Origin of the sequence: Chryseobacterium endalhagicum, assembly GCF_016745235.1 — a bacterium.
Taxonomy (GTDB): Bacteria; Bacteroidota; Bacteroidia; order Flavobacteriales; family Weeksellaceae; genus Chryseobacterium; species Chryseobacterium endalhagicum.
This window is the reverse complement of sequence record NZ_JAELVM010000001.1, coordinates 1,025,092-1,047,878: the sequence shown is the minus strand read 5'-3', so window position 1 is coordinate 1,047,878 and position 22,787 is coordinate 1,025,092. Positions and strand designations below refer to the sequence as shown.

General features: G+C 39.2%; 23 protein-coding genes and 1 riboswitch. Of the genes, 5 read left to right on the top strand and 18 right to left on the bottom strand.

Annotated elements, in window-relative coordinates; genetic code table 11:
• Positions 1 to 391 precede the first annotated feature (391 nt).
• From JET18_RS04705 to JET18_RS04655, 11 genes are all read right to left on the bottom strand, one after another.
• Positions 392 to 1,450, bottom strand: a complete 1,059-nt coding sequence (locus tag JET18_RS04705) for a diphosphomevalonate/mevalonate 3,5-bisphosphate decarboxylase family protein (RefSeq protein WP_202089460.1) — start codon at positions 1,448 to 1,450, stop codon at positions 392 to 394.
• Positions 1,451 to 1,683: 233 nt separating this feature from the next.
• Positions 1,684 to 3,453, bottom strand: a complete 1,770-nt coding sequence (locus JET18_RS04700) for an AMP-dependent synthetase/ligase (protein WP_202089459.1) — start codon at positions 3,451 to 3,453, stop codon at positions 1,684 to 1,686.
• Complete coding sequence (locus JET18_RS04695) at positions 3,450 to 4,463, bottom strand: NAD-dependent epimerase/dehydratase family protein (RefSeq protein WP_202089458.1); 1,014 nt, start codon at positions 4,461 to 4,463, stop codon at positions 3,450 to 3,452. Before JET18_RS04695 ends, JET18_RS04700 begins: the two co-directional genes overlap by 4 nt.
• Before the next feature lie 519 nt (positions 4,464 to 4,982).
• Entirely contained in the window at positions 4,983 to 5,987 is a 1,005-nt protein-coding gene (locus JET18_RS04690) for an MvdD family ATP-grasp ribosomal peptide maturase (RefSeq protein WP_202089457.1), read from the bottom strand.
• Positions 5,980 to 6,936, bottom strand: a complete 957-nt coding sequence (locus tag JET18_RS04685; RefSeq protein ID WP_202089456.1) for an MvdC/MvdD family ATP grasp protein — start codon at positions 6,934 to 6,936, stop codon at positions 5,980 to 5,982. Before JET18_RS04685 ends, JET18_RS04690 begins: the two co-directional genes overlap by 8 nt.
• Before the next feature lie 83 nt (positions 6,937 to 7,019).
• Complete coding sequence (locus tag JET18_RS04680; RefSeq protein WP_202089455.1) at positions 7,020 to 7,250, bottom strand: microviridin/marinostatin family tricyclic proteinase inhibitor; 231 nt, start codon at positions 7,248 to 7,250, stop codon at positions 7,020 to 7,022.
• A 49-nt stretch (positions 7,251 to 7,299) separates the two neighbouring features.
• On the bottom strand, positions 7,300 to 7,536 hold the full coding sequence (locus JET18_RS04675) for a microviridin/marinostatin family tricyclic proteinase inhibitor (protein WP_202089454.1): 237 nt from the start codon (positions 7,534 to 7,536) through the stop codon (positions 7,300 to 7,302).
• Between the two features lie 41 nt (positions 7,537 to 7,577).
• The gene (locus tag JET18_RS04670; protein WP_202089453.1) at positions 7,578 to 7,823 is read right to left on the bottom strand and encodes a microviridin/marinostatin family tricyclic proteinase inhibitor; all 246 of its coding nucleotides are present in this window, start codon (positions 7,821 to 7,823) and stop codon (positions 7,578 to 7,580) included.
• 116 nt (positions 7,824 to 7,939) lie between these two features.
• Positions 7,940 to 8,719 carry an alpha/beta fold hydrolase gene (locus JET18_RS04665; RefSeq protein WP_202089452.1) on the bottom strand — a complete coding sequence of 260 codons (780 nt, stop codon included), beginning with the start codon at positions 8,717 to 8,719 and terminating at the stop codon, positions 7,940 to 7,942.
• 122 nt (positions 8,720 to 8,841) lie between these two features.
• Positions 8,842 to 9,561 (bottom strand): pyridoxine 5'-phosphate synthase, encoded by a 720-nt coding sequence (locus JET18_RS04660; RefSeq protein ID WP_202089451.1) that lies wholly within the window; start codon positions 9,559 to 9,561, stop codon positions 8,842 to 8,844.
• A 143-nt stretch (positions 9,562 to 9,704) separates the two neighbouring features.
• Positions 9,705 to 10,973, bottom strand: coding sequence for a mechanosensitive ion channel family protein (locus JET18_RS04655; protein WP_202089450.1), 1,269 nt, complete (start codon positions 10,971 to 10,973; stop codon positions 9,705 to 9,707).
• 123 nt (positions 10,974 to 11,096) lie between these two features.
• Here JET18_RS04655 and JET18_RS04650 point away from each other — a divergent pair, with 123 nt between their 5' ends.
• The gene (locus JET18_RS04650) at positions 11,097 to 11,588 is read left to right on the top strand and encodes a DUF456 domain-containing protein (RefSeq protein ID WP_202089449.1); all 492 of its coding nucleotides are present in this window, start codon (positions 11,097 to 11,099) and stop codon (positions 11,586 to 11,588) included.
• A 238-nt stretch (positions 11,589 to 11,826) separates the two neighbouring features.
• Positions 11,827 to 12,342, top strand: coding sequence for a hypothetical protein (locus JET18_RS04645; RefSeq protein ID WP_202089448.1), 516 nt, complete (start codon positions 11,827 to 11,829; stop codon positions 12,340 to 12,342).
• On the opposite strand, the gene JET18_RS04640 is transcribed toward JET18_RS04645, so the two are convergent.
• The 3 genes from JET18_RS04640 to JET18_RS04630 form a co-directional block, all read right to left on the bottom strand.
• Entirely contained in the window at positions 12,329 to 12,970 is a 642-nt protein-coding gene (locus JET18_RS04640) for a uracil-DNA glycosylase (protein WP_202089447.1), read from the bottom strand. The genes JET18_RS04645 and JET18_RS04640 overlap by 14 nt on opposite strands.
• Positions 12,971 to 13,151: 181 nt before the next feature.
• Positions 13,152 to 14,153: an acyltransferase family protein gene (locus JET18_RS04635; RefSeq protein ID WP_202089446.1), complete on the bottom strand. Its 1,002-nt coding sequence runs from the start codon at positions 14,151 to 14,153 to the stop codon at positions 13,152 to 13,154.
• Positions 14,154 to 14,199: 46 nt separating this feature from the next.
• A complete protein-coding gene (locus JET18_RS04630; RefSeq protein WP_202089445.1) occupies positions 14,200 to 14,709 on the bottom strand; it encodes a GNAT family N-acetyltransferase in 510 nt (169 codons plus the stop codon).
• Positions 14,710 to 14,806: 97 nt separating this feature from the next.
• Between JET18_RS04630 and JET18_RS04625 the strand changes: the two genes are divergently transcribed.
• Positions 14,807 to 16,954, top strand: coding sequence for an endonuclease MutS2 (locus JET18_RS04625; protein ID WP_202089444.1), 2,148 nt, complete (start codon positions 14,807 to 14,809; stop codon positions 16,952 to 16,954).
• Positions 16,955 to 17,103: 149 nt separating this feature from the next.
• Here the strand turns inward: JET18_RS04625 and JET18_RS04620 are convergent, their stop codons facing one another.
• A complete protein-coding gene (locus JET18_RS04620) occupies positions 17,104 to 18,174 on the bottom strand; it encodes a GEVED domain-containing protein (RefSeq protein WP_202089442.1) in 1,071 nt (356 codons plus the stop codon).
• Positions 18,175 to 18,567: 393 nt separating this feature from the next.
• Between JET18_RS04620 and JET18_RS04615 the strand changes: the two genes are divergently transcribed.
• Together JET18_RS04615 and JET18_RS04610 are read left to right on the top strand one after the other, a co-directional pair.
• Entirely contained in the window at positions 18,568 to 19,365 is a 798-nt protein-coding gene (locus JET18_RS04615; protein WP_202089437.1) for a hypothetical protein, read from the top strand.
• Positions 19,366 to 19,418: 53 nt separating this feature from the next.
• A riboswitch (cobalamin riboswitch) is annotated at positions 19,419 to 19,597 on the top strand.
• A 116-nt stretch (positions 19,598 to 19,713) separates the two neighbouring features.
• Positions 19,714 to 20,097, top strand: a complete 384-nt coding sequence (locus tag JET18_RS04610; protein ID WP_202089435.1) for an acyl-CoA thioesterase — start codon at positions 19,714 to 19,716, stop codon at positions 20,095 to 20,097.
• A gap of 44 nt (positions 20,098 to 20,141) precedes the next feature.
• On the opposite strand, the gene JET18_RS04605 is transcribed toward JET18_RS04610, so the two are convergent.
• The 3 genes from JET18_RS04605 to JET18_RS04595 all read right to left on the bottom strand — a co-directional run bounded on the left by JET18_RS04605 (position 20,142) and on the right by JET18_RS04595 (position 22,726).
• Positions 20,142 to 20,726 (bottom strand): Crp/Fnr family transcriptional regulator, encoded by a 585-nt coding sequence (locus tag JET18_RS04605; RefSeq protein ID WP_202089434.1) that lies wholly within the window; start codon positions 20,724 to 20,726, stop codon positions 20,142 to 20,144.
• A gap of 11 nt (positions 20,727 to 20,737) precedes the next feature.
• Positions 20,738 to 21,049, bottom strand: a complete 312-nt coding sequence (locus JET18_RS04600; protein ID WP_202089432.1) for a hypothetical protein — start codon at positions 21,047 to 21,049, stop codon at positions 20,738 to 20,740.
• Between the two features lie 66 nt (positions 21,050 to 21,115).
• A complete protein-coding gene (locus tag JET18_RS04595; RefSeq protein ID WP_202089431.1) occupies positions 21,116 to 22,726 on the bottom strand; it encodes a Na+/H+ antiporter in 1,611 nt (536 codons plus the stop codon).
• Positions 22,727 to 22,787: the final 61 nt, after the last annotated feature.

The window sequence follows — 22,787 nt, the reverse complement described above, 5'->3', positions numbered from 1 at the left end:
CTGGTTTAACCTCAGGAAACCCTTCAATAATTTCCCAACACACCTATTCAGTAAAAAGAATCTGCTTAATCTGTTAAATCTGCGAGTAAAAATATCTCGCAGATTTAACAGATTAAGCAGATTTTCATATTTTATTTGCAGTAAGAAACTGCTTATTTTTTAGAACTTCATTACATCTTTCACTACCCCATTCTTTTGAGATCTGGTTTAAACTAAGGAAACCTTTCAATAATTTTGAATATGTCTTTTCAGTAATGTCTTTATGAAAAGCTTTATCTAAAAAAATCTGCGTAATCCGTGAAATCTGCGGGAGTTTTTTTTCCACCACAGATTTCACAGATTACACAGATGTTTATGCCTATTTCAGTGAGAAATTGCCTGTTTTTCTTTTTTAGAATATCATAATATCCTTCACTACTCCATTCTTTTGGGTGTGTTGAAGCAATTCGTTTTCGATGAAGGTTTTGATCTGATCTTCTGATCCGTTATTCGGGAACAGCAAATGGACATTGGCTCCTGCATCCAGCGTGAAGAACAGAGGAAGACCGGTTTCTTTACGGAAATCCCAGATTTTATTTATCACTTCCATTGTTCCGGTTTTCATCAGGATAAAAGCTGGCTCACTCATCATCATCATGGCGTGAAGGGTAAGTGCTTCGTGTTCTACCAATGTGATGAAACGTTCCATATCTCCATTTTTCAGAATTTCCTTCATAGGAACAAAGTTCTCTCTTGCTTCCTGGAATCTTCTTTCTGCATAGGGGTTGGTATTCATCAGGCCGTGTCCTACGGTTGAGGAAACACTTTTCTGGCCTTCATGGATCAGTAAAACCCAGTCATTGAAGTTTTTAAATACATCATGAATCTCAGTATCAGGATATTTTACCGCAAACAGATCTGAGCTTCCTTCCACCTCATCCGATATTCCCCAGACTACCAGCCCGTTGTACAAACTTCTGCAGGCACTGCCGCTTCCTAGTCTGGCTAGAAATGATGCTTTTCTCAGGGAAATTTCTTCAGAATCTCTTCCTGAAAACATTTCATCCAGCTTCATCAGACACTTGGCAATGGCTCCGAATCCTGAAGCGGAACTCGCAATCCCTGAACTGTGCGGAAAGGTATTTTCTGTTCTTATGATGTACTTGCCTTTCAAAATCCATGGAAGATACTGTTCAATATTTTTAAAGTATTTTTCAATTTTTTCAGCAAATTTCACTTCTTCATTACCCGACAGAAAAGTCTGCACAGAGAAAGGCTCATCTGCCAGAAACTCCATGGAGGTATTGGTTTTACAGTGATTCAAAGTATAGCTGATGCTTGGATTTGCGGGAATCTGACCGGCATATTTACCCCAGTATTTAATCAGAGCAATATTGGACGGACAGCTTTCTGAAACTGTCTGATTAGTGATCGTAAAATTTTGTTTTCCCAGAAATTCTTGTGTTGTCATAATCTGATTTAAAATAATAAAATTCTTTTTTTAACCACAAAAGGCACAAAAGAATCTTAACACTTTAGTTATTTTTAAGTTTAAATAAAGCTGCATATTCAAAACCACTTGAGTTTCCGAAAATCTTTGATTTTCATCTTATGTGAGCTTTTTATTTTCAAAACATTAATTTTTTTAACTTAAGTTTTTCAATAAAAGCTTTTGTGTCTTTTGTGGTCGATCAAGCTCTATTTCTAATACATTTTCTCTATAATATCCGCATATTTTTTAAGCACCACATTTCTCTTAACCTTCAATGTAGGCGTAATTTCTCCGGTATTGATGTCAAATTCAGCCGGCATCAAAGTGAACTTCTTCACCTTTTCAAAATCTGCCAGATGAACCTGTAATTCTTTAATTTTGTCTTTATATAAAGCAATGATCTTCTCTTCTTTCACTGCGGTTTCCCAATTGGTAAAAGGAATATTATTTTTTTTGATAAAATCCTGCAGAAACTCAAAATTGGGAACGATAAGGGCAGAAACAAACTGTCTTCCTTCCGCCACCAGCATGATCTGCTGGATAAAATTATTATTGGTCAGAAGATTTTCAATCTGCTGCGGTGCCACGTACTTTCCGTTGGATGTTTTCATCAGATCTTTGATCCTGTCTGTGATGATCAGGTTTCCCTTGTCATCAAATTTTCCGGCATCTCCGGTTTTGAACCATCCGTCTTCTGTAAAAACTTTCTGTGTCTCTTCCTGTTTATTGTAGTAACCTTTCATGATCCCGTTTCCTCGGGCCTGGATCTCATCGCTCTCACCGATGCGGATCTCTACACCCGGCAGCGGTTTTCCGCTGGTTCCATGCTCGAAATGGGTCAAAGGGAAAAGGGTCAATGTAGCCGTTGTTTCCGTCAGTCCGTAGCCTACCGTTACATGAATACCCACCGAATCAAAGAATTTTGTGACTTCCGGGGACAGGGAGGCACCTCCACAAGGTAAAAACCATAGTCTGCCACCCATTTTTTCTTTAATTTTGCTGAAAACCAGCATATCTGCAACGGATTCCTTCAGTTTTAATCCAAAAGGAACCGGTTTTTCATTTCGTCTCAGTTCTGCTGTCTGCCAGCCTGTTGCCAGCGCCCAATCGAAGATCTTTTTCTTTATGGATGAACCTTCTTCGGCTTTTTCCAAAACGCCTGCATAAACTTTCTGGAAAAATCTCGGAACGGCGCACATCATGGTCGGTTTCACCTCTTCGAGTGCTTTCGCTATGTTTTTCGGGTCTTCCAGGAAATATACTCTTGCTCCGCCATACAGACAAAGCAGACTCCAGCTTCTTTCAAAAACGTGGGTGAGAGGCAGGAATGCCAGCGAAAGTTCTTCTTCAAAGTTTTTAAATTTAAAAAACTCAAAATGGGAATCGAATGCTTTGATGAAATTTCCATGGGTAAGCATCACACCTTTCGGGGTTCCGGTAGTTCCGGACGTATAAATAAGAGTCGCTGTATCATTATATTCTTTGGGACAGATCTCCAGTTTAGGCGAGGATTTTGCAATGAAATCTTCAAGATAAAAACTGTTGAATTCCTTCTTGATCCAAACCGATTTTTTAGAAACAATAATAGTTTCCAGCGTACTTCCCTCTTTTTGCAGAATTTCAAGACAGGCATCATACTGTTCCTGACTTCCCACGAGAACCGCTTTTGCAGACGAATCATTAAAGATATATTCTGCCTGTTCCGCATTATTGGTAGAATAAATGGGAACCGTGACCGCGCCAATCGCCATAGAGGCGAGGTCAAAAATCATCCATTCGGACGAATTATCTGAATAAATGGCTACTTTATCATATTCCTGAATTCCTTTTTCTTTCAGCGCATTAGCTGTTTTAAAAACGATCTCGCTCAGTTTTTTCCAGCTCAGTTCTTTCCAGGCTTCCTCTTTCTTTTTGAAGCCTATCGCCGATTTTACCGGATGTTTTTCTACATTTTTAAGGATAATTGCTGCTGCAAGATTCATGAATTCAGCTTTTTGTCGTTAATATAATTTTTAAGGTGAAAATCAACGCTATCCTTCACAGGAATAAACTGATAATCAATCTCTTGTTTAATTTTCTGATTGGAAATGGTATTGAGTGCTGATATGGATTCTATATTGGATTTTGTAATGATTCTCAGTTTCGGAATCAGCCAGCCGAAAAGAATATTGGCCAGTCTTCCCAGATTCAGCTGAAATCTGCTTAGAATTTTCGCCTCTTTTAAACCAAGCTGCGATCTGATCTGCTGTCCGAGTTCTGCATATCTCTTATTTTCGGAAATCAGTATAAAACGTTCCCCGAAAGCATTTTTCTCCATCAGTTCAATAGAGATTTTAGCCGCATCTTTTACATCTACATAGCTTGTTCCGCCTGAAAACGTGAAACCATTCTTTTCAAATGTCGGAAAAATATCCCCGCTGCTCTGGCCCCAGTTTCCACTCCCGATAATCATTCCGGGATTCACGATAATGGTGTTCAGGCCTTCTGCAGAAGCTCTCCAGACTTCCATTTCAGCAAGGTGCTTGGAAATAGCATAAGCGGAATGCTCATCTTTGGGATTAAATTCAGAATTTTCATCCAGTTCTCCCTTTTCATTAAAAATATCCAGAACAGCAATGGTGCTGACATGAAGAAATTTTTTCACTCCTGAACCTTCACAGGCAAACAGCAAATTTTCCGTTCCTTTCACATTGGTCCGGTACATTTCTTTTTCGTCATGAGGATGGAAGCTTACTTTTGCGGCACAGTGATATACCTCATCAACGCCTTTTAAAGCATCCTGCAGAGCATTAATATCGTCAAAATCTACATCTATCCATTCAATTTTATTAAAAAAATCATCTGGATTTTCGGTGTAGAAACTGTAAGAATGCCTTACATCGTTTAAATTGCTGCCCGGTCTTTTGGAAGCACGCACGTTTTTCCCCTTTTTCAGAAGTTCCAAAACGATCACCCTTCCCAGGATTCCGGTTGCACCCGTTACAAAAATCATTAATTATTTACTTGATTGCTGACTAAAATAGGATAATATTTCCGATCCGGCAATTCTTCATTTTCTCTAAGGATTGTATGAAAAACTGCTTATGCAAATTTGCGATTTTTAAAGCAGAATTCCACTTAATTTAACCAATATTATCATTTTGACAGTGTTTCTTTGAGCTAATGGAATACGTGATAAATAATTTTAACCACAAAAGGGGCAAAAGTCTCTTTAACACTTAAGTATTTTTTAAAGTTAAATGCTTTGCGCATAGGAAGTACATTTAAGTTTTTAGTAAAACACGAGTTGATAGTTGCATGTTGTTTTGAAACATTAAGATTAATGAAGAGACTAAGATTAGTTAAGAAAAAATCAAGTGATTTTTTTTAAGCTGTCTGTCTTAAAGCGAAGCTATTCTTAATAATCTTAAAAACTTAAAGCTCCTTAATGGTTTTTTGCAGGATATTTTATAACAAAAAAGCCCTTCAGATTAACAAAAGGGCTTTTAAGTATTGAATTAGTTATGATTTTTTAAGCCATAACCATATTGTTTCTTCTCGGAGCTTTGTCGCAGAGAACATCCGCAATACTCTTTGAAATAAGGTTTTCTTCGGTTAAATTATCCAGCCAGAAAAACTCTCCTGCTGCATTGATTTCGATGAAATAATATTCGTCTTCCGGGGAAACAATGATGTCTATTGCTCCGTAATCTACATTATAAACGTCCAGAAGTTCAAGGAGTTTGGCTTCCACATCTGCAGGGAGCTCTGTTCTGACCCATTTGGTAAGCAGGTTTACCCCGTCTTTCCTCCAGTCGACTTTAGCATCTTCGGACTGCTGAGAATCTATTTCGAAAGCATACACATCCTGCCCCACAATGGTAACACGAAGTTCTTTTTTCTTCTCGATTTTTTTCTGGAACTGCATCGGGCAATATACCAGGGAATCCAGCTCTGCCAGCTTGTCTTCGTTAACCACATTGGTAAAGACCACGCTTTCCACACCGTCTTCATAAATGGCAAAACCGGTCTGCATTTTTGCCACAACATTCTGATGTTTAAGGATAAACTGTCTGGCTTCTTCAGGGTTGTTTGTAAGACAGGTTTCAGGAATTTTCAGTCCTAATTTAACGGCAATTTTAAGCTGTTCCTCTTTACTGTCCAGCCTTCTGTAAACGCCCGGTTTTCCCAATGCATAAGCATCTACAGACTCTATAAATCCGAAAAGCGTGTTACGGATCTCGCCCATTGCAGCGCCATAGAATTTCTTATCCATTTCCTCTTTCACCCCGTTTCCGATATTATAGGCTCTTCTGTACCAAACAGCGGCAATATCATCCAGACGGAATCTGGCATCTTTGGTTTCAAGAGTAGTCACCCATTCCCCATCCTGGAAAACTGTGGACAGCTTGTTTTCTATCGGATAAAGATCCACATCGAAACGGATGACCTCGCAGCCGTTCTTTTCTATATATTCTGTTACTTTTTCAATTGAAAAATTATCTTGGGTATGCGTAATGATTAGTATTTTATTCATGGATATTGATTCTTTTTATAAGGTTATCGGCAATTCTTTCGGCAATGGGAAAACCAAGCTCTTTCTGCAGCATTCCCCATTCTCCCTGTGGATTGACTTCAAGGAAATAATAGGCTCCATCTTTTCCCTTGATCATGTCTATGGCTCCCATGTAAAGACCCATTTCTTCCATCATGGATGCGAGGCCGGTTTTTACATGTTCCGGCAGCTCATAGGCTGACCAGGCGTAATCTCCCTGGGCTAGTCTCCAGTCTGCATTTTCACTGTTATTGATCTTTCCGGTAAAAAATTCTCCGGCTATACAGACGATTCTCAATTCATATTCTTTATCGATGTAGGGCTGGAAGATCATTGGGCAGTAGGCAATATCTGAAATATGTTCCAGGGTATCTTCTTCAATGATCATGGTGGAGATCAGGTTTTCACCATTCATGGTCTTTGCGGTAAGGCTGTGAAGTTTGGCCACGGCTTTTCCATTGCAGTATTCATGAAAAAAGGAAATGATCTTCTCTTCATCGTTGGAGAAAAGGGTTTTGGGAATGGTTAAATTATTCTTTTCCGCTATTTTCAGCTGAAGCATTTTGTTTCCATCGATCTTCCGTTCATTTTCAAAAGGATTGATCCACGGAATGTCTTCTAAAACAGTGATCAGGTTATAGCGGAGATTTGCGTATCCGCCCAGGAATACTTTTTTGTAATCTTCATCCAGTTCTTCGGGAACGCTTATTCCCCAGGCTTTTCTGTGCCATACTGCTTTGATATCTTTGGAACGAATGGTATTTCCTGACTCATCAGTCAGTTCAAATGAGTTTTCATTCACACTGATCTTCTGGAGATGGTTCATCCGGTCAGAATTCAATCTGAAATAAGGAATATTTCTGGAGGTAAGATATTCAAAAAAGATATCGATATTATAAAAATCCTTTGAGTGGGTAATGCAGAGAATCATGTGCCGGTTTTTATTAAAAAAGGAAACTTAATGGTAAGTTTCCTTTGATATGATTGTATTAATACGATTTAATATTTCATTTATTAAAACGGTACAGTTGGAGCATCATCGTCCCCGTCTGATGGATACTTCAGTGTATGCATCATATCATCTTTCGGAGAAGTTACCACATCCACAGACGGCTTGGTAATAACATCTCTTTCAGGAATGGTGATGATTCCACTGTCTCCTCCTTTCACAGTCTCAGGATCTTTAAGCTGCTTTTCCAGGAATGACGCAAAAAACGGCTTCTTTTTTGAATTTTTGTCTTTCATAATAATTTAGTTTGGTTTAGAATATGATGGTATTTCCATGTACGGAAATCTATAGAACAGATTCATCACCGTCGGAAGGATACTTCATGGTAACCAAAAGATCCTTGCTTGGTGTCGTTACGTTGTCGAAAACGGGTCTTGTGATATTATCTATAGAAGGTGCTGTAATAATATCGCTGTCCGGAGAGGATATGATTCCTCCTCCCTGAACTTTCTCAGGATCCTGAATTTGCTTTTCCAGGAATGAAGCAAAAAATGGCTTCTTTTTTGAATTTTGGTCTTTCATAATTATTGAGTTTGATTAGTTTTTGTTCTTTGCAATCTTGATTACAAAATTTCCAGGTCTCCGGATTCATCACTGTCAGACGGATATTTCATCGTCACTACCTGATCTCTCAGCGGTGTTGTGGCGTTGTCCAGAAAAGGCGATGTTGTCACCACATCTCTTGCAGGTACAGTAAGTACATCAGTAGTGGGTGTAGTAATCCCTCCTCCCTGAATTTTCTCAGGATCATTAACCTGTTTCTCTAAAAATGAAGCAAAGAATGGTTTTTTTGAGTTTTTCTTTTCCATAAGTTAATATATTTAGTTTTTATGTAAAACTAAAGTACAAAAAATTTCAACGCGTGGGGAAATATTATCTTATTTTAAGAAAATTTTAACTAAACCAATTGAAAGACGGAAATAAATTAACCTAAATCTAAAAATTTCTTGACTACATTCGCGAAATCTACCGGATTTTCAGCCTGAACCCAGTGTCCTGCATTTTTCACCGTTACAATTTCAGCTTTCGGAAACTGCTGTCTGATCCCGTATTCATCCTGTGGAAGGATATAATTTGACTTTTCGCCGGCGATGAATAAAGCCGCTCCTTCAAACACTCCAAATTTTACAGCATTCGAAACAAATTCGTTATATTTTTCCGATAATGTTTTAAGGTTAAACCTCCAGTTCAGCTTTTTGTTGTCATCCCAATATAAGTTCTTGGCCAGAAACTGAATCGTGGACTTTTCAGGAATGTACTGGCTCAAAACCGTTTCTACTTCTCCTCTTGAGCCTACGGTGTTAAAATCAACCGTTTCCAGTGCCTTTATGATTCCCTGATGATGCGGAGGATATGCTTTCGGTGAAATATCTACAACAATCAGTTTATCCACTCTTTCCTGGTACTTCAGAGCAAACTGCATCACCGCTTTTCCTCCCAAAGAATGTCCTAAAACATGGGCTTTCTGAATTCCGTAGTGATCCATATAACGGGCAATATCATCTGCCAGATCATCATGCGACATGCTTTCAGAGTGAAAACTTCTCCCGTGATTTCTGAGGTCGATAAGGTGTACCGGAAGATATTCTCCAAGGTCTTTCCCGAAACTTCCCCAGTTATCGAGCATTCCAAACAGTCCGTGAAATACAAGTAGCGGCGTTGATGTAAGATTTTCGCCAAATATTTTTGAATTTAAGATCTCCATTTTTTTGATTTAGAAGTTAGAGGTTAGAAATTAGGGATTAGGGATTAGGGATTAGGGATTAGGGATAAATTTAAAAGAATCTTTGCCACTAACTTCTAATCTCTAATTTCTAACTTCTTATTTTACCACGCAGCCAGTCTTTTCAAATAAGCCTGCACCGTATTTTCAAGTCCCATATAAAGCGCTTCAGACACCAAAGCATGCCCGATGGAAACTTCAAGCAGATTCGGAATCGTGTCTGCAAAATATTTTAAATTCTCAAGGCTCAGATCATGCCCGGCATTGATTCCCAGACCGAATTCCGTAGCAGCAAGGGCTGTATCGTAATAAGGCTGTATGGCCTGTTCTTTATTGGTAAGGTAATTTTTTGCGTATGCTTCGGTATACAGTTCAATTCTGTCAGCACCGGTTTTAGCAGCATGCTCTACCAGTTCCGGCAGCGGATCAAGGAAAATAGAGGTACGGATTCCTGCATTTTTGAATTCTGAAATAATCTCCGTCAGGAAATCCAGATGCTTTTTGGTATCCCAGCCTGCATTGGAAGTAATAGCGTCATCTGCATCGGGAACCAGCGTTACCTGCTCCGGTTTTACTTCCAGAACCATATCAATAAAAGAGCGGTGGGGATTTCCTTCAATGTTGAATTCAGTGGTAACCAGCGGTTTCAGATCGTAGACATCTTTTCTGGTGATGTGCCTTTCGTCCGGCCTTGGGTGGATGGTAATTCCCTGTCCCCCGAATTCCTGGATCTTCACGGCTGCTTCTGTTACGCTTGGTGTTTCGCCTCCTCTTGCATTCCTTAATGTCGCAATTTTATTAATGTTTACGCTTAATTTTGTCATTTTTTATTGAGATGTTATTTTTTTGAGAAATTAGATATTAGAGGTTAGAAGTTAGTTTTTGGGTGTACTTCTGTAGTACTTATTACAGATAAAAAAACGCCCACATCCTCTAACTTCTAATTTCCAGCTTCTAACTTCTTTTCTTAAACTTTAACGCTTACCTGCATCACCTGAAGATCAAATTCTTTTGAAGCAACAAGCAGGTGGTCGAAAATATCCGCCTGAATCTGTTCAAAATGCTCCCATTTGGAATCATTGGCAAAACAGTATACTTCCAGGGGAAGTCCCTGCGGTGTAATATCCAGCTGACGGACCATTTTGGCTCCGTTCTGATCTATATCAGGGTCATTTTCTATATATTTCTGTGCATAATATCGGAAAACGCCGATATTGGTCAGCTGTCTTCCGTTGATGGTTTTATCATTATGCTCCAGGCTTTGTTTTTCCTTTTCGATCTCCAAAGTTTTTTCTTCAATATAATCAGAGATCAGGTTGATATCTTTTAAACGTTCAATATCTTCAGCATTTAAAAATTTAAAGGAATTGATATTAAAATAAATGGATTTTTTAATTCTTCTGGTATTGGATTCGGACATCACCTGAAGGTTTTTGATTTCTGTTGTCAGCAAATCATAAGTAGGAATAGTGGAGACCGTTTTATCAAAATTGGTGATTTTCGTGGTCAATAGACTGATATCCGTGATATTTCCTTCAATACTGTATTTCGGGATGCTTACCCAGTCTCCTACTTTAAGATTTTTAGACGTGGCGACGTGTATTCCCGTGACAAACCCTAAAATAGTATCTCTGAACACGAGTACCAGCACAGCAGTAATGGCTCCCAGACTCCCTACAATGGTTGTTCCTTTGATCCCGAATATCACACAGATGCCTACGACTGTAAAGACGAATATTCCTAAAATCTTCACGGTTTCGGAGATGGCATTGAGGGCCATGATTTTATAGAAATCCTGTTTTATGGTGAAATAATATCTGAAACCCGTTAATGATCTGTACAGCATTCCGGCAAGGATAAGCACCAAACCTAAATTGATGGTTCTGTTGATAAAAATATTGGTTTTGGGCAGGGCTGTTGCAGGAAATATGGAAGGATGTATGCCTCCAACGACCAAAAGCGCAGCAAAATGAGCAACGGAATTGGAGATCTTCGATTGGTAGACTGACCGGATTATAGGATATTTTTCATCACTTCTAAAAAATCTGAAAACAAAATTAATGGCGAATTTAAATACAAAATCCACTACCAGAAATACAGCACAAAGCAGCGCCAGTTTTACAATAATATGCACTACCCAATCCATTCCGCCGGGCGTCACCTGGCTGATGTAGATGTAAAGCTGATCACTGATTTCCTGTAAAAAACCTTTAGTGTCTTGTATTTCGTCTTTCATTACAGCAAATTTATAAAATTAAGGATGATGATGTTAGTATTTGACAATCAATTTTTAGCCCAAATTTTGAAAACTCTTCCGCAAATCTTCTTTTTTCCTATCTTGCATTGATAATTTTAAAGAATGGATACAACCTTAATTAATATTCTCTGTCTTATTTTACTGTTTCTGGGCATACTGGGAACATTTCTGCCTGTTCTTCCGGGACTTTTATTAAGCATCTGCGGTCTTTTGATCTATAAATTCGGGACCAATGCGGATCTGCCGATGATCTACATCTGGGCATTCGGTATCCTTACCGCTATTTCTGCAGTTCTGAGCTATGTAATCCCTGCGAAAACGAACAGAAAATACGGAGGAACACGCTGGGGAAGCATTGGCTCCATTGTAGGAACCATTGTAGGGATCTTCATTCCTATTCCACTGGGATTCCTGATCGGAATGTTTGCGGGGGTATTTATCGGGGAGCTTCTTCATGACAGCAAGGACATGAAGAAGGCGCTGAGATCTACCAAAGGAGCATTTATCGGTTTCATCTACGGAACAGGTTTCAGCCTTGTGGTAGGTGTGGCAATGTTTTTGGTAGTAGTATTGGATATGCTTGATGTTATTTAGGATGGAAGATGGAAGATAGAGGATGGAAGTTACTACCAGACAATAATATTAAATAGCAGCCTTTAAATGTATTGAAGCGGATTAAAAAATTAATAAAACCGCGGTGTATTTCTGCTTTTGGACTACAATAACCTCCCTCTTCCGGCTTCAAGCTTCCTGACCTAATTATATAAACAAAAATGCCTTATCCCGAACACAAGTTATTTTAAGTTTCATCGCAAATATTAAAAAAGAAATTATGTTTCACAAAGCCATCATATTCAGTGTGGGAATGCTGACCTTAGCGGGATGCAACGCCCAAAAGAAGACGAAAACCACGGAATCTGATTCCGGAGAAATAGTTTCCAATACAAAAGGAACGAAAAATCCTGTACAGAAAGACGGCATCGTTTATTTTAATCAGGGTGAAAATAAATTCCTGAAAGAGTATGAAATGAGCGTCACTTTCAAAGGTATTTCTGAAGACAGCCGCTGTCCTGAGGGAGTGAACTGTATCTGGGCAGGCGTGGCAGTAGCTCAGGTAGAAGTGATGGGAACGTATTCCAGACCTATGGTTTTAGAGCTGGCTACTTCGGACAATGCAGGAAGAAATTACCACGAATCTGAAGTGTACAACGGATATACCATTTCATTGAAAGAAGTATCACCATTTCCAAAATCTGAAGGCGGGGCAAAAGCTCTGGAAGGAAAATACAGAATCGGGATCCAATTCACAAAAGAAGGTTCTGATACTTCCGGTTCTACCAGGAAATAGGCTTCTTTCCTTTTGAGATCAGGTATTCATTGATCTTCGAGAAAGGCTTGCTTCCATAAAAACCTCTGTAAACAGAAAACGGTGACGGGTGCGCCGATTTTAAGATAAAATGCTTAGCCGGATCAATGAGTTCGGCTTTTTTCTGTGCAAAAGCTCCCCAGAGAACAAAGACTACATTTTGTTTTTTATCTGAAATTTCCTTGATGACAAAGTCTGTGAATTTTTCCCAGCCCAGGTCTTTATGTGAATTGGGAGAATGGGCACGGACGGTTAAAGTAGCATTCAGTAACAGTACGCCCTGTTTTCCCCAGTCGTCCAGTTCTTTTGATGTTCTTTCAACTCCCAGATCATCTTTCAGTTCTGTAAAAATGTTTTTCAGGGAAGGCGGTGCCGCTACCTGTTCTGAAACGGAAAAACACAAACCATTAGCCTGGTAATCATTATGATAAGGATCCTGCCCGATGATCACCACTTCAACCTCCTCAAAAGGCGTAATTTCCAGCGCCCTGAATATTTTATTTTTCGGCGGAAAAACCTGGGTTGATGCATATTCCTGCTTTACTTTTTCCCAAAGGGTGGTAAAATATTCGGTGTTCTTTATCGGGGCTAAAACTTCTGTCCAGGTCATGGGGTTGATTTGATAATTTGAAAATGGGTTCATGGGGCAATGCATTCATACTTTGCCATTCACTATACTACAAAAATATTCTTTTATTCCAGTAATACCAAATCTGATGATGGGTTGATGTGATGATGTGATGATTTGATGATTTGATGATATGTTGATGTGGGAATGTGAGGATGTGGGGTTAGGTTTTAAATATTTTTATTCTTTTTTCAATCAGAATGTAGGAAAAATAGGACAGCAGTATTGAAAATCCGATCAGTAGAAAACTATTGAGAAGATAAGAATCAACAAGGATTATTTTTTGTCTCCTCACAATATAATGAATGATATACAGCGAGTATGAAATATTTCCTAAAAAATAAACAACTCTGGTTTCCAGGAATGTTTTGATCAGACTTTTTCTTTCCGAATAAAGGTGCCTGATGATAAGTGCTGATAAAAGAGGTACGAAGAACACTCCACGCCCTGTGTACAGCAGCAGAAAAAATACAGCTGCAACTCCATAAATAAACAGATTATTTTTCCTACACCTCATTTCCGGCAGAAAAGCAATGCCTATTCCCAGAAAATAACAGGATATGGTTCTTATTAAAGAATTCACCCCAAAAACAACATCCAGGTACTGTGCAGATCTGTTTCCGATAAGTGGAGCATCATCCCAGTACATATCCGGCAGATAAGGAAGGATCACCCGTAAAATCAAGCCCGCGGCGACCAGTATCCAGCCGTTAATTCTGTATCTAAGGATCATCCAGAGCAGAAAAGGAAATATCAGGTAGCATATCCATTCCGTACTTAATGACCAATAGACTTCGTTCAGAGAATAATTGGGATTAAAAAAGCACTGTAACAATCCGGCATTGACCAAAAACTCAGACAGCGATACATTGTCTGCAATAAACAAAACAATAAAAATAACGGAGGTAAAATAAACGGGATAAATCCTGTTGACCCTTTTTTTATAGAACCTTTGAACAACTTCAGTACTTAGATTCCTAAACTTATCCGAGTAAGAAACCGTAAGCAGAAAAGCACTGAGGACAAAAAATATATCCACCGCAACATATCCTTTTCCAACCACAGACCGGATCCAATAATTTTCGAAAAAACTGAAATGAAAAACGGTTACCCATAATGCCACAATACCCCGAAGCCCGGTCAATGATTTTATTTCGTTTCTCATATTACCCAATAAAAGTACTGCAGTTCTGATTGATCTGAATAAAAAATCATTTGTTTTTCTTTAAACTGAAAATAATATTATCCGGAAAACCTTCATCCTCCTTCCCTTCTTCCAAAGCAAAATGGTGCTTCAGCAAAAGACCTTTCGAGTTTTCATTGAATTGGCTGGTAATGGCAACAATTTCCTGTAAATGCAGCTCATTAAAACCAAGTTCTAAAACAGCTTTTAAAGCCTCGGACATTATTCCTTTTCTGTGATAATCGGGTAATAATTCATAGCCTACCTCAGCCGTTTTCCGGTCCTCTGAAAAATTCCAGAGACAGATGGTTCCAATAAGATTGGGCTGATCTTTAAAGGCAATTCCAAAATAAACAGTCTGATTATTCTGCGTTCTCTCTTTTATCGTTAAAATAAACTGCAGGGCATCATAATTGTTTTTGGGAGAATTCCTTTGCACAAACTGATTAGTGACTTCGTTGCTGCGAATTCTCAGAATATCCTCAACATGGGTTTCGTTGATGTTTTTTAAAATTAAGCGTTCGGTTTCCAGTTTCATGTTTCAAATTTAATAAAATGAATGCATTGCCCGTTTTCAAATTCTCAAATTATCTCATTTTCAAGTAACATTCACATTTTCTCACTAAATTTGCAGTGTGTATATAAATAAAGAAGATTTAAACGAATTAGAGTTTCCGCAATTGCTCGCGGAAATCTCTCCATTTGCGTATTCTCCGAAAACGAGAGACAAAATTCTTCAACTTCGTCCCATGGAAATTGACGAGGCGGAACTTTCACTGAAAAAAACGTCGGAATATCTTTCGAGTTTTGAAAGTTCAAATGCAATTCCGTTCGATGAGTATGAAGATATCGAAAGTGAGCTGAAATTAATGCTGATTGAGAATTACCGTCTGGAAAACAGTGCTTTCATCAAAATAAAAACGTTAACTGAACAGATAGGAAAACTTCAAAAGTTTTTCCCAACCATGCCCGAAACCTTTCCTCATCTGATAGGTGATGTTTCTGAGCTGGAGTTTAAGAAAGAGATCATTGACAAAGTTGATAAGGTCTTTAACCGTTTCGGGGAAGTAAAAAGTGATGCGTCTCCTGTTTTAAAGGAGCTCAGAGCTGAAATTCAACATGCTAAAAAAGCCATTCAGGAAAATTTCAACCGTGCGCTGTTTAATTACGGACAAAGCGAATTTCTGGATGATATCCGGGAAACAATCATTGAAGATATGAGGGTTTTAGCGGTAAAATCCGGGTTCAAAAAAAGAGTGGCGGGAAGAGTTTTAGGAATTTCCAAAACAGGTTCCATTACCTACATCCAGCCGGACAGCGTTGTAAAGCATTATTTCAAGCTGCGCGAAAATGAAGAGGAAGAGAAAAAAGAGATTGATAAGATTCTCAGAAAACTTACGGCTGAACTGGCAGAATTCCAGCCTCAGCTGTGGAGATACCAGATTTATATTTTTGACCTTGATCTTACCAGAGCGAAAGCAAAATTTGCAGAACTGGTGAACGGAATTCTTCCGAAGATCAACCGTCACAAAACTTTAAAACTGAAAGATGCATTCCATCCGCTGCTGTGGCTGAGAAATAAAGCAGAAAACAAGATTATTCATCCACAGACGCTGTCACTGACTGACCAGAACAGAATTATCTGTATCTCAGGTCCGAATGCAGGCGGAAAATCCATCACCCTGAAAACGGTAGGATTGCTTCAATTGATGATCCAGAGCGGGATTCTGGTGCCGGTTCATCCGAGATCTGAAATGTTTTTCTTTGAAAAAGTCATGACGGATATTGGTGACAACCAATCCATTGAAAATCATCTTTCTACATATTCATCAAGACTTAAGAAAATGGCCGGAATTATCCGTGAGGCTGATGCCAATACCCTGCTTCTTATTGATGAATTCGGGACAGGATCTGATCCGGAACTTGGTGGTGCCCTGGCGGAAAGCTTCATGGAATATTTCTATGATAAGAAAAGTTTTGCCATCATTACCACGCACTATACAAATATCAAACTGGTTATAGAACAGCTTCCGCATGCTGAAAACGCAGCCATGCTTTTCAATGAAGAGACGCTGGAACCTATGTATAAACTGGAAGTGGGACAGGCAGGAAGTTCGTTTACTTTTGAGGTCGCTGAGAAAAACAGAATTCCAAGATTCATTATTCATGCCGCAAAAAAGAAAGTGGAACATGATATTGTAAACCTGGATAAAACGATTGTAAAGCTTCAGCAGGAAAAATTTGAGGTTGAAAAACTGAAAACCGATCTTGCGGAAAGAAAAGAATCCGTGGAAGACAAACGTGACAATCTCCAGAAACTGAATGACCAGCTGCAGCAAAAGCTTTTCAATTTCCAAAAACTGTATGAGGAGGAACACCGTAAACTTCAGTTCGGAAATAAAATTGAAACCTTCATCGACAGTTATGTAAAAGGAAAATCCAGAAAAGATGTGGTCAAAGATTTTGTAAAGATCCTTGAACAGGAAAAATTCAGGAAAATAGGCGCTGATAAAGATGAATCCAAACGTCTTCAGGTGGTTAAAAGAAAGATCACACAGCAGCTTAAAAAGGAAGAAGTGATTGAAAAAATCGCAGAAACCAATGAAAAACTGGAAGAAAAACGTAAAACCGACCGTGCCGTCTGGATGAAAGAAGGCCAGCGTGTCCGTATTCCGGGAAGTACAAGTGTAGGAACCATTGAGAAAATCTCCAAGAATAAAGTGACGGTGAATTACGGGACTTTTAAGACGACGATTAATGCGGATGAGCTGGAGAGGATTTGATTTGGTGATGGGATGATGGGTTGATGTGTTGATTTGATGATGTGGTGGTGATGTGAAAATTGCGGGTTGGATTTTTACTTATGGGTAGATTTTACGACTTTTAACTTTATAAAAAAATAGCGCTGATTTTTTCAGCGCTATTTTGTTTTTTATTTTTTGATGAATTTCAGACGGGTTGGTGTTTCTTTATTTTTAAGTTGAATAAAATAAATTCCTTTGGTAAGGTGGCTTACATTCAAAGTATTTCCAGAGGTCTTTCCCTCTCCTGCTTTCTGTCCCGAAACTGAAAAAATTTCATAGTCGGTGGGTTCAGTAAGTCCTGAAATGTGCAAAACATCGGAAACCGGATTGGGATAGATGCTGATTTCTTTGGTTTTCGCAGATTCATCTACAGCAAGATTCGTGTTCACAAAAGTTACTCCATAGTCTTCCACTTCTCCATACATAAATAATTCGCATGGACCAGCAGGTTCTGTTTCGCTGATGATTACCCTCATCGCTGTTCCGCACTGGGTGATGCTGGCATCAGAAGGAACATTAAATATAAAGGCTTTAGGATTTGTAGAATCTACCGTTGTAGAAACAATCATTTCCGAAGCTTCAAAAATTGCATTCGCATTAAAATCTATCCACGCTTTTACGTAAGATGCCAAAGGTGCTCCTGTCCAGCTGGGTGTTACCGATAAAATATTATTGAGGGACCCCACCCCAAGCTGTATTTGGTAGGTTGGGTTCGGACGGAAATCTGTATGGCTTGTCATCGCTGAAGAACATACCATAGCCGGAAGTCCTGCGGCAGGAGTTACCTTAACGTTTGATAAATACATTGTTCCCAGGCTCGTAGAATAGGATCTGCAATAATTCAGATGGGTATAGAAGGTTAACGGAAAAGATACATCTCCGGATGCATTATCAATCACCTGAACTATTTGTGCCACACAGGGTGTAAGATTATTCAGATCAGCAGAAGTGGTACCGGCAGGAATACTCATCGAGGACCATACCGCAGATGATGGGACCCTCCATCTCACCGTATAACCTGTAGCTCCGGGTATAGGATCCCAGGTGATATGAGCAGAAGTAAAGGTAATATTGGTAGCCGCTAAGTTCGTTGGAACAGTAAAGGCAGATTCTTCGCAAATGTTTTCCATTCTGCTGGCGGCCTGAAATTGTGCTGCTCCTGAAAAAAACAGAAACATAAAAAGTAGATTCTTGATCATATTTATTTTGTTGATGGTTTTCTTATGAAAAAAATAATTCAAATTATTTACGTATTCTTAACACGTAAATAGTACATTTTCAGTTTTTAAAGATAAAAATTTCCTAGTACTTTTGAAAACAGCTACTTTGAGGTTAAATCCCAAGGATGTAGCACCCCGATTCTCATTCAGTCATTGATCCACTTAAAACCGAACTCAGGGTAATGATTTTACGTAGAGTTTTAACCACAAAATTTCGAAAAATATATCCAGGAACACCCAATCCCAGATCTGTCATTAAGATTTTTTCAGACTTTTTAAAGAAGATTAATAATTTTAATCAAATACCATTATATTTTAAGGAGCAAAAAAGCATTTAATTTATATATTTGAGGGATCAAAAAATTTCATCAAATGATTTCCGTAAACAGAGCATTGTACTTGTCCGCTTTCAGTCTTTTTTCCACAGCATTTTTCAAAGGGCAGAATAAAGTTCCTTTTGGAGTGGTAAAGGCTGAGGAAGGCTACGCCAATGTACGTGTCCACAAGGATAACTACAGAAAAATCGTAGATAAGATCAGAATGCGTAAAGGTGATGTATTTGTTTATGTAAAACCTGCTCCGGGAGAAACGGAATGGATCTGGATTAAATACCCTGAAAAACAGGACGACGAAAAGCCGTTTGTAAGGTATGAAAACCTTGAAAAGGAAGGAATGGTGAATAAGGAGCGTATTGCTTACATCGATCAGCTTCCTCAGTTTACCCCTTCCAAATCCAAGAACGGGAAATCACTTATTTTCACCGACAACAGCAATCCTAAAATACCGACAGCACAAAGAACAAAGGTGGTGATTGACGTTTATCCGTCCAACGCCGGCTACAGAAAGCAGGAAAAAGATGCGGACGGAAAGATCCTTACAATCGATAAAATCAAACCCTGGGGAATCAAGGACGGCCTTCCTGAAGGCATGACTGAAATTAAATCCATCCGGGTACAGCAGCCCGGAAGAGGTTCTGTTTTTGTAAGGGAAGCCATTAAAAACATGTTCCAGCCTACCATGGATTTCAACAATGTAGGGGTGACGGCTCTCGATAATGATCATATCTACCTTTATATGATCAACGGCTCCGGTGAAAACAGGTATGTAACGCTTTGGGCGATCAAGGAAGGAAGGGTAATGAGCCAGATTATTTACAATAGTCCGGAATAATTGCCGTTTTTCTCTGTATTATTCTTATTTTTGCCTCTGAAAAAGTTTAACGCTAATTCATCACAGAAACTGGTTCTGCCTACCGCAGATTAAAAGGGAACCGTGTGAAAATCACGGACTGTCGCGCAACTGTAAGTAACTGAAGTCTTTATCAAAAGTCCACTGTGCAGAGCACGGGAAGGAGGTAAAAGATGTTACAAGTCAGGAGACCTGCCTATTTCTTAAACAAAAAACTTTCGCGATTTGAAGTTTATTGATCTGATGGACTACTTCAGGAATTCCTATGGTTCCTGGCCATGTTCTGTTATTTTAATAGTATTTCATTTCGCATTAATTTAATAATGAAATATGACTACAGAAGAAAGAATTGCAGCATCCGAAACCAGAATTTTTAAAGCCGTTTTCCCGAATACTACCAACCACTACGACACCCTTTTCGGAGGTACAGCCATGCAGCTGATGGATGAAGTAGCTTTTATCACAGCAACCCGTTTTGCAAGAAAAAGAGTGGTAACCGTAAGCAGCGATAAAATCGATTTCAAAAAACCTATTCCTGCCGGAACCATTGTGGAGCTTATCGGGAAAGTATCCCACGTCGGAAAAACCAGTATGAAGGTGAATGTAGAAATCTATACCGAACAGATGTATTCTTATGAAAGGGAAAGAGCTATTGTAGGCGACTTCACTTTTGTAGCGATTGATGAGCTCAAGAAGCCGATCAGAATTATGTAATATGAGGTTTCGGGCGGCCTCCGGCCGCCCGAAACCCTTACCTCTTATTTTTCCTTTGAGCCTAAACGCTTTCTGATCGTACTTACAAATTCTTTAGAAACTCCCAGGTACGAAGCAATGTAATACTGCGCTACCCTTTTAGGAATGGTAGGATATACTTTTATAAATTCCAGATACCGCTCCGAGGCAGATTTTGAAATCGTATCTACCAGACGATTTTGCAGGGTAAACAGATTTCTCTGAACCAATGTTCTGAAAACCCTTTCAAATTTCGGGACTTCCTGCAGTAATTTTTCTTTCGTTGAAGGATTCAGCATGAAGATTTCGGAATCTTCCAGTGTTTCTATATTCAGTTTTGAAGGCAGCTGTTCCTGAAATGATGCAATATCACTGATCCACCAGTCTTCTACCGCAAATAATACCGTTACCTCAACCCCTTTATCATCAACGCAGTACATTCTCAGACATCCTTTCTGAATATACCCTTCAAACTTACAGACCTCTCCTTCCCGCAGCAAAACCGTTTTCTTAGGTACAGATTCATGGGTTAAAAGATCGGTGAATCTTTCTTTTTCTTCTTCATTCAGATCAACGAACCGGGTAACATTCTTAATGATATTTTCAAGCATAGGTTAAAAATTTACGGCTGTAAGTGAGGAAAAAGATGGTAAACCTCATTCTTCAGAAGTCCGCTTCCGCCGCCATAATGATCAATCACCTTCACTTCTTTATCCAGATGTTCACAAAAAACTTTAATCTCCTTTTCAAACTGATCTTCCAGACCGGAACTCAGCAGAACGATATCTACCGTATTATCCTGTATGTAATCATAGCTTTCGGTTTCATCCGTTTTAATATCCGCCAGCCAGCCTTCATTATTTTCGATGATGCGCTTTAAGGTGTCCAGTATCTCCTGATTTTTTCCAATCACTAAGAAATTCAGTGTTTTCATTTTTTATCTGTTTTCGTTTTTACATTCATTTGAACATTGATTCAAACTTAAAAGCTGTTCCTTCAATTACAAGTGCTTATTTCCTGTAATTTTCAGTTCATTCAGATCCAGCTGTGATTCTGCTTTCCGGATTTCGCCGTCGCTGAATTGTTTTTCCCGTTTCATTTTAAACAATTCCTTTCGCTGTAATGCGAAGATATCCAACATGATCTCATGATATTCCTTCAGATCATTCTGCCTGTTGGAACACATTTCCAGCGAGCTCAGATGGCTTTGGTGAAGGCTGATATCATTTTCAAGCGTTGTCTTCAGGTTTTCAATCAGGCTGTTGCTGCTTAAACCCGATTCATATTTTTCGTTCAAACGGTTCACGGCCAGATGATCCAGTCTGATCTGAATTCCCGCCTGCTGTTCATGCGAGGGCAAAATAGGATCGAGTTCTTCAATTTTCGTTAATTTAATAATCAAAGGAAGCGTTAATCCCTGGAAAACCAGTGTGACAAAAATAACGACAAAGGTGATGAAGATGATTAAATTCCGCATCGGGAAATCTGTCTGATCATTCATCATCACAGGAATCGATAAAGCCGTTGCGAGAGAAACCACGCCACGCATTCCTGCCCAGCCGATAATCAACGGATTTTTCCATCCGGGACTCGGATCCTGTCTTACTTTTTTGCTCAGCCATCTCGGAATGTGAGCTACAGGATAAATCCATAAAAGACGGACAACAATAACAATTCCGCTGATGATCAAACCATATTTGATTCCTTCCATCACAGAAGTTTCCCCCAATCCATGGATAATATCAGGAAGTTCCAGACCGATCAATACGAAAACCAAAGCATTCATCACGAAAATCAAAGTATTCCAGACCCCTGTCATATTGATTCTTGTGGTTCCCGTTTTAAACATCTCATGAGCCCTGAAAGACATGAACAATCCACCGCTTACCACCGCCATGACTCCTGAAAAGTGAAAATGTTCCGCACTCAAAAACAAAATATAAGGCGTCATTACCGTCAGCGCAGCATCAATGGCAGGCGTTGTAGGAAGAAACTTATGAATAGCGTAGAAAATATGCGCTCCGGCAATTCCTACCACCACTCCCATTCCGGCTACCAGAAAAAACTGTCCTGTGGCTTCCTGCATGGAAAATACACCTGTCATAACTGCGGCCAGGGCAAACCTGAAGACAATCAATGATGAAGCGTCGTTGATCAGACTTTCCCCTTCCAGCATAGCAATGGTTCGTTTTGGGACTTTTAAACCTTTTAAAACGGTTGTTGCCGCAACGGCATCCGGCGGTGAAACAATTCCTCCCAGCAAAAAACCTAAAGCGAGTGTAAAGCCCGGAATTAAAGCCTGTGAAGCAAAAGCCACGACCAGAGAAGTCAGAAATACCAGCCCGAACGCCAATAATCCAATCGTTCTTTTCCACTTCCAGAAATCATTCCATGAAGTATACCAGGCGGCTTCATACAAAAGCGGCGGCAGGAAGATCAGGAAAATAATTTCAGGATCCAGCTTTAACACCGGAACTCCGGGAATAAAACTGATTCCCAGTCCCGCCAGAACCAAAAAGATAGGATAAGCAATTTTAATACGCTGCGCCAGCATGACCAGCATCATGACGATTAAGAGAAGTCCCAGTATTAAAAGGAGTTGTTCGTGCATAGTTTTTTTTATTTAGACATAAGATGTCAGATTTCAGACTTACTATCTTGTATGTTTATTA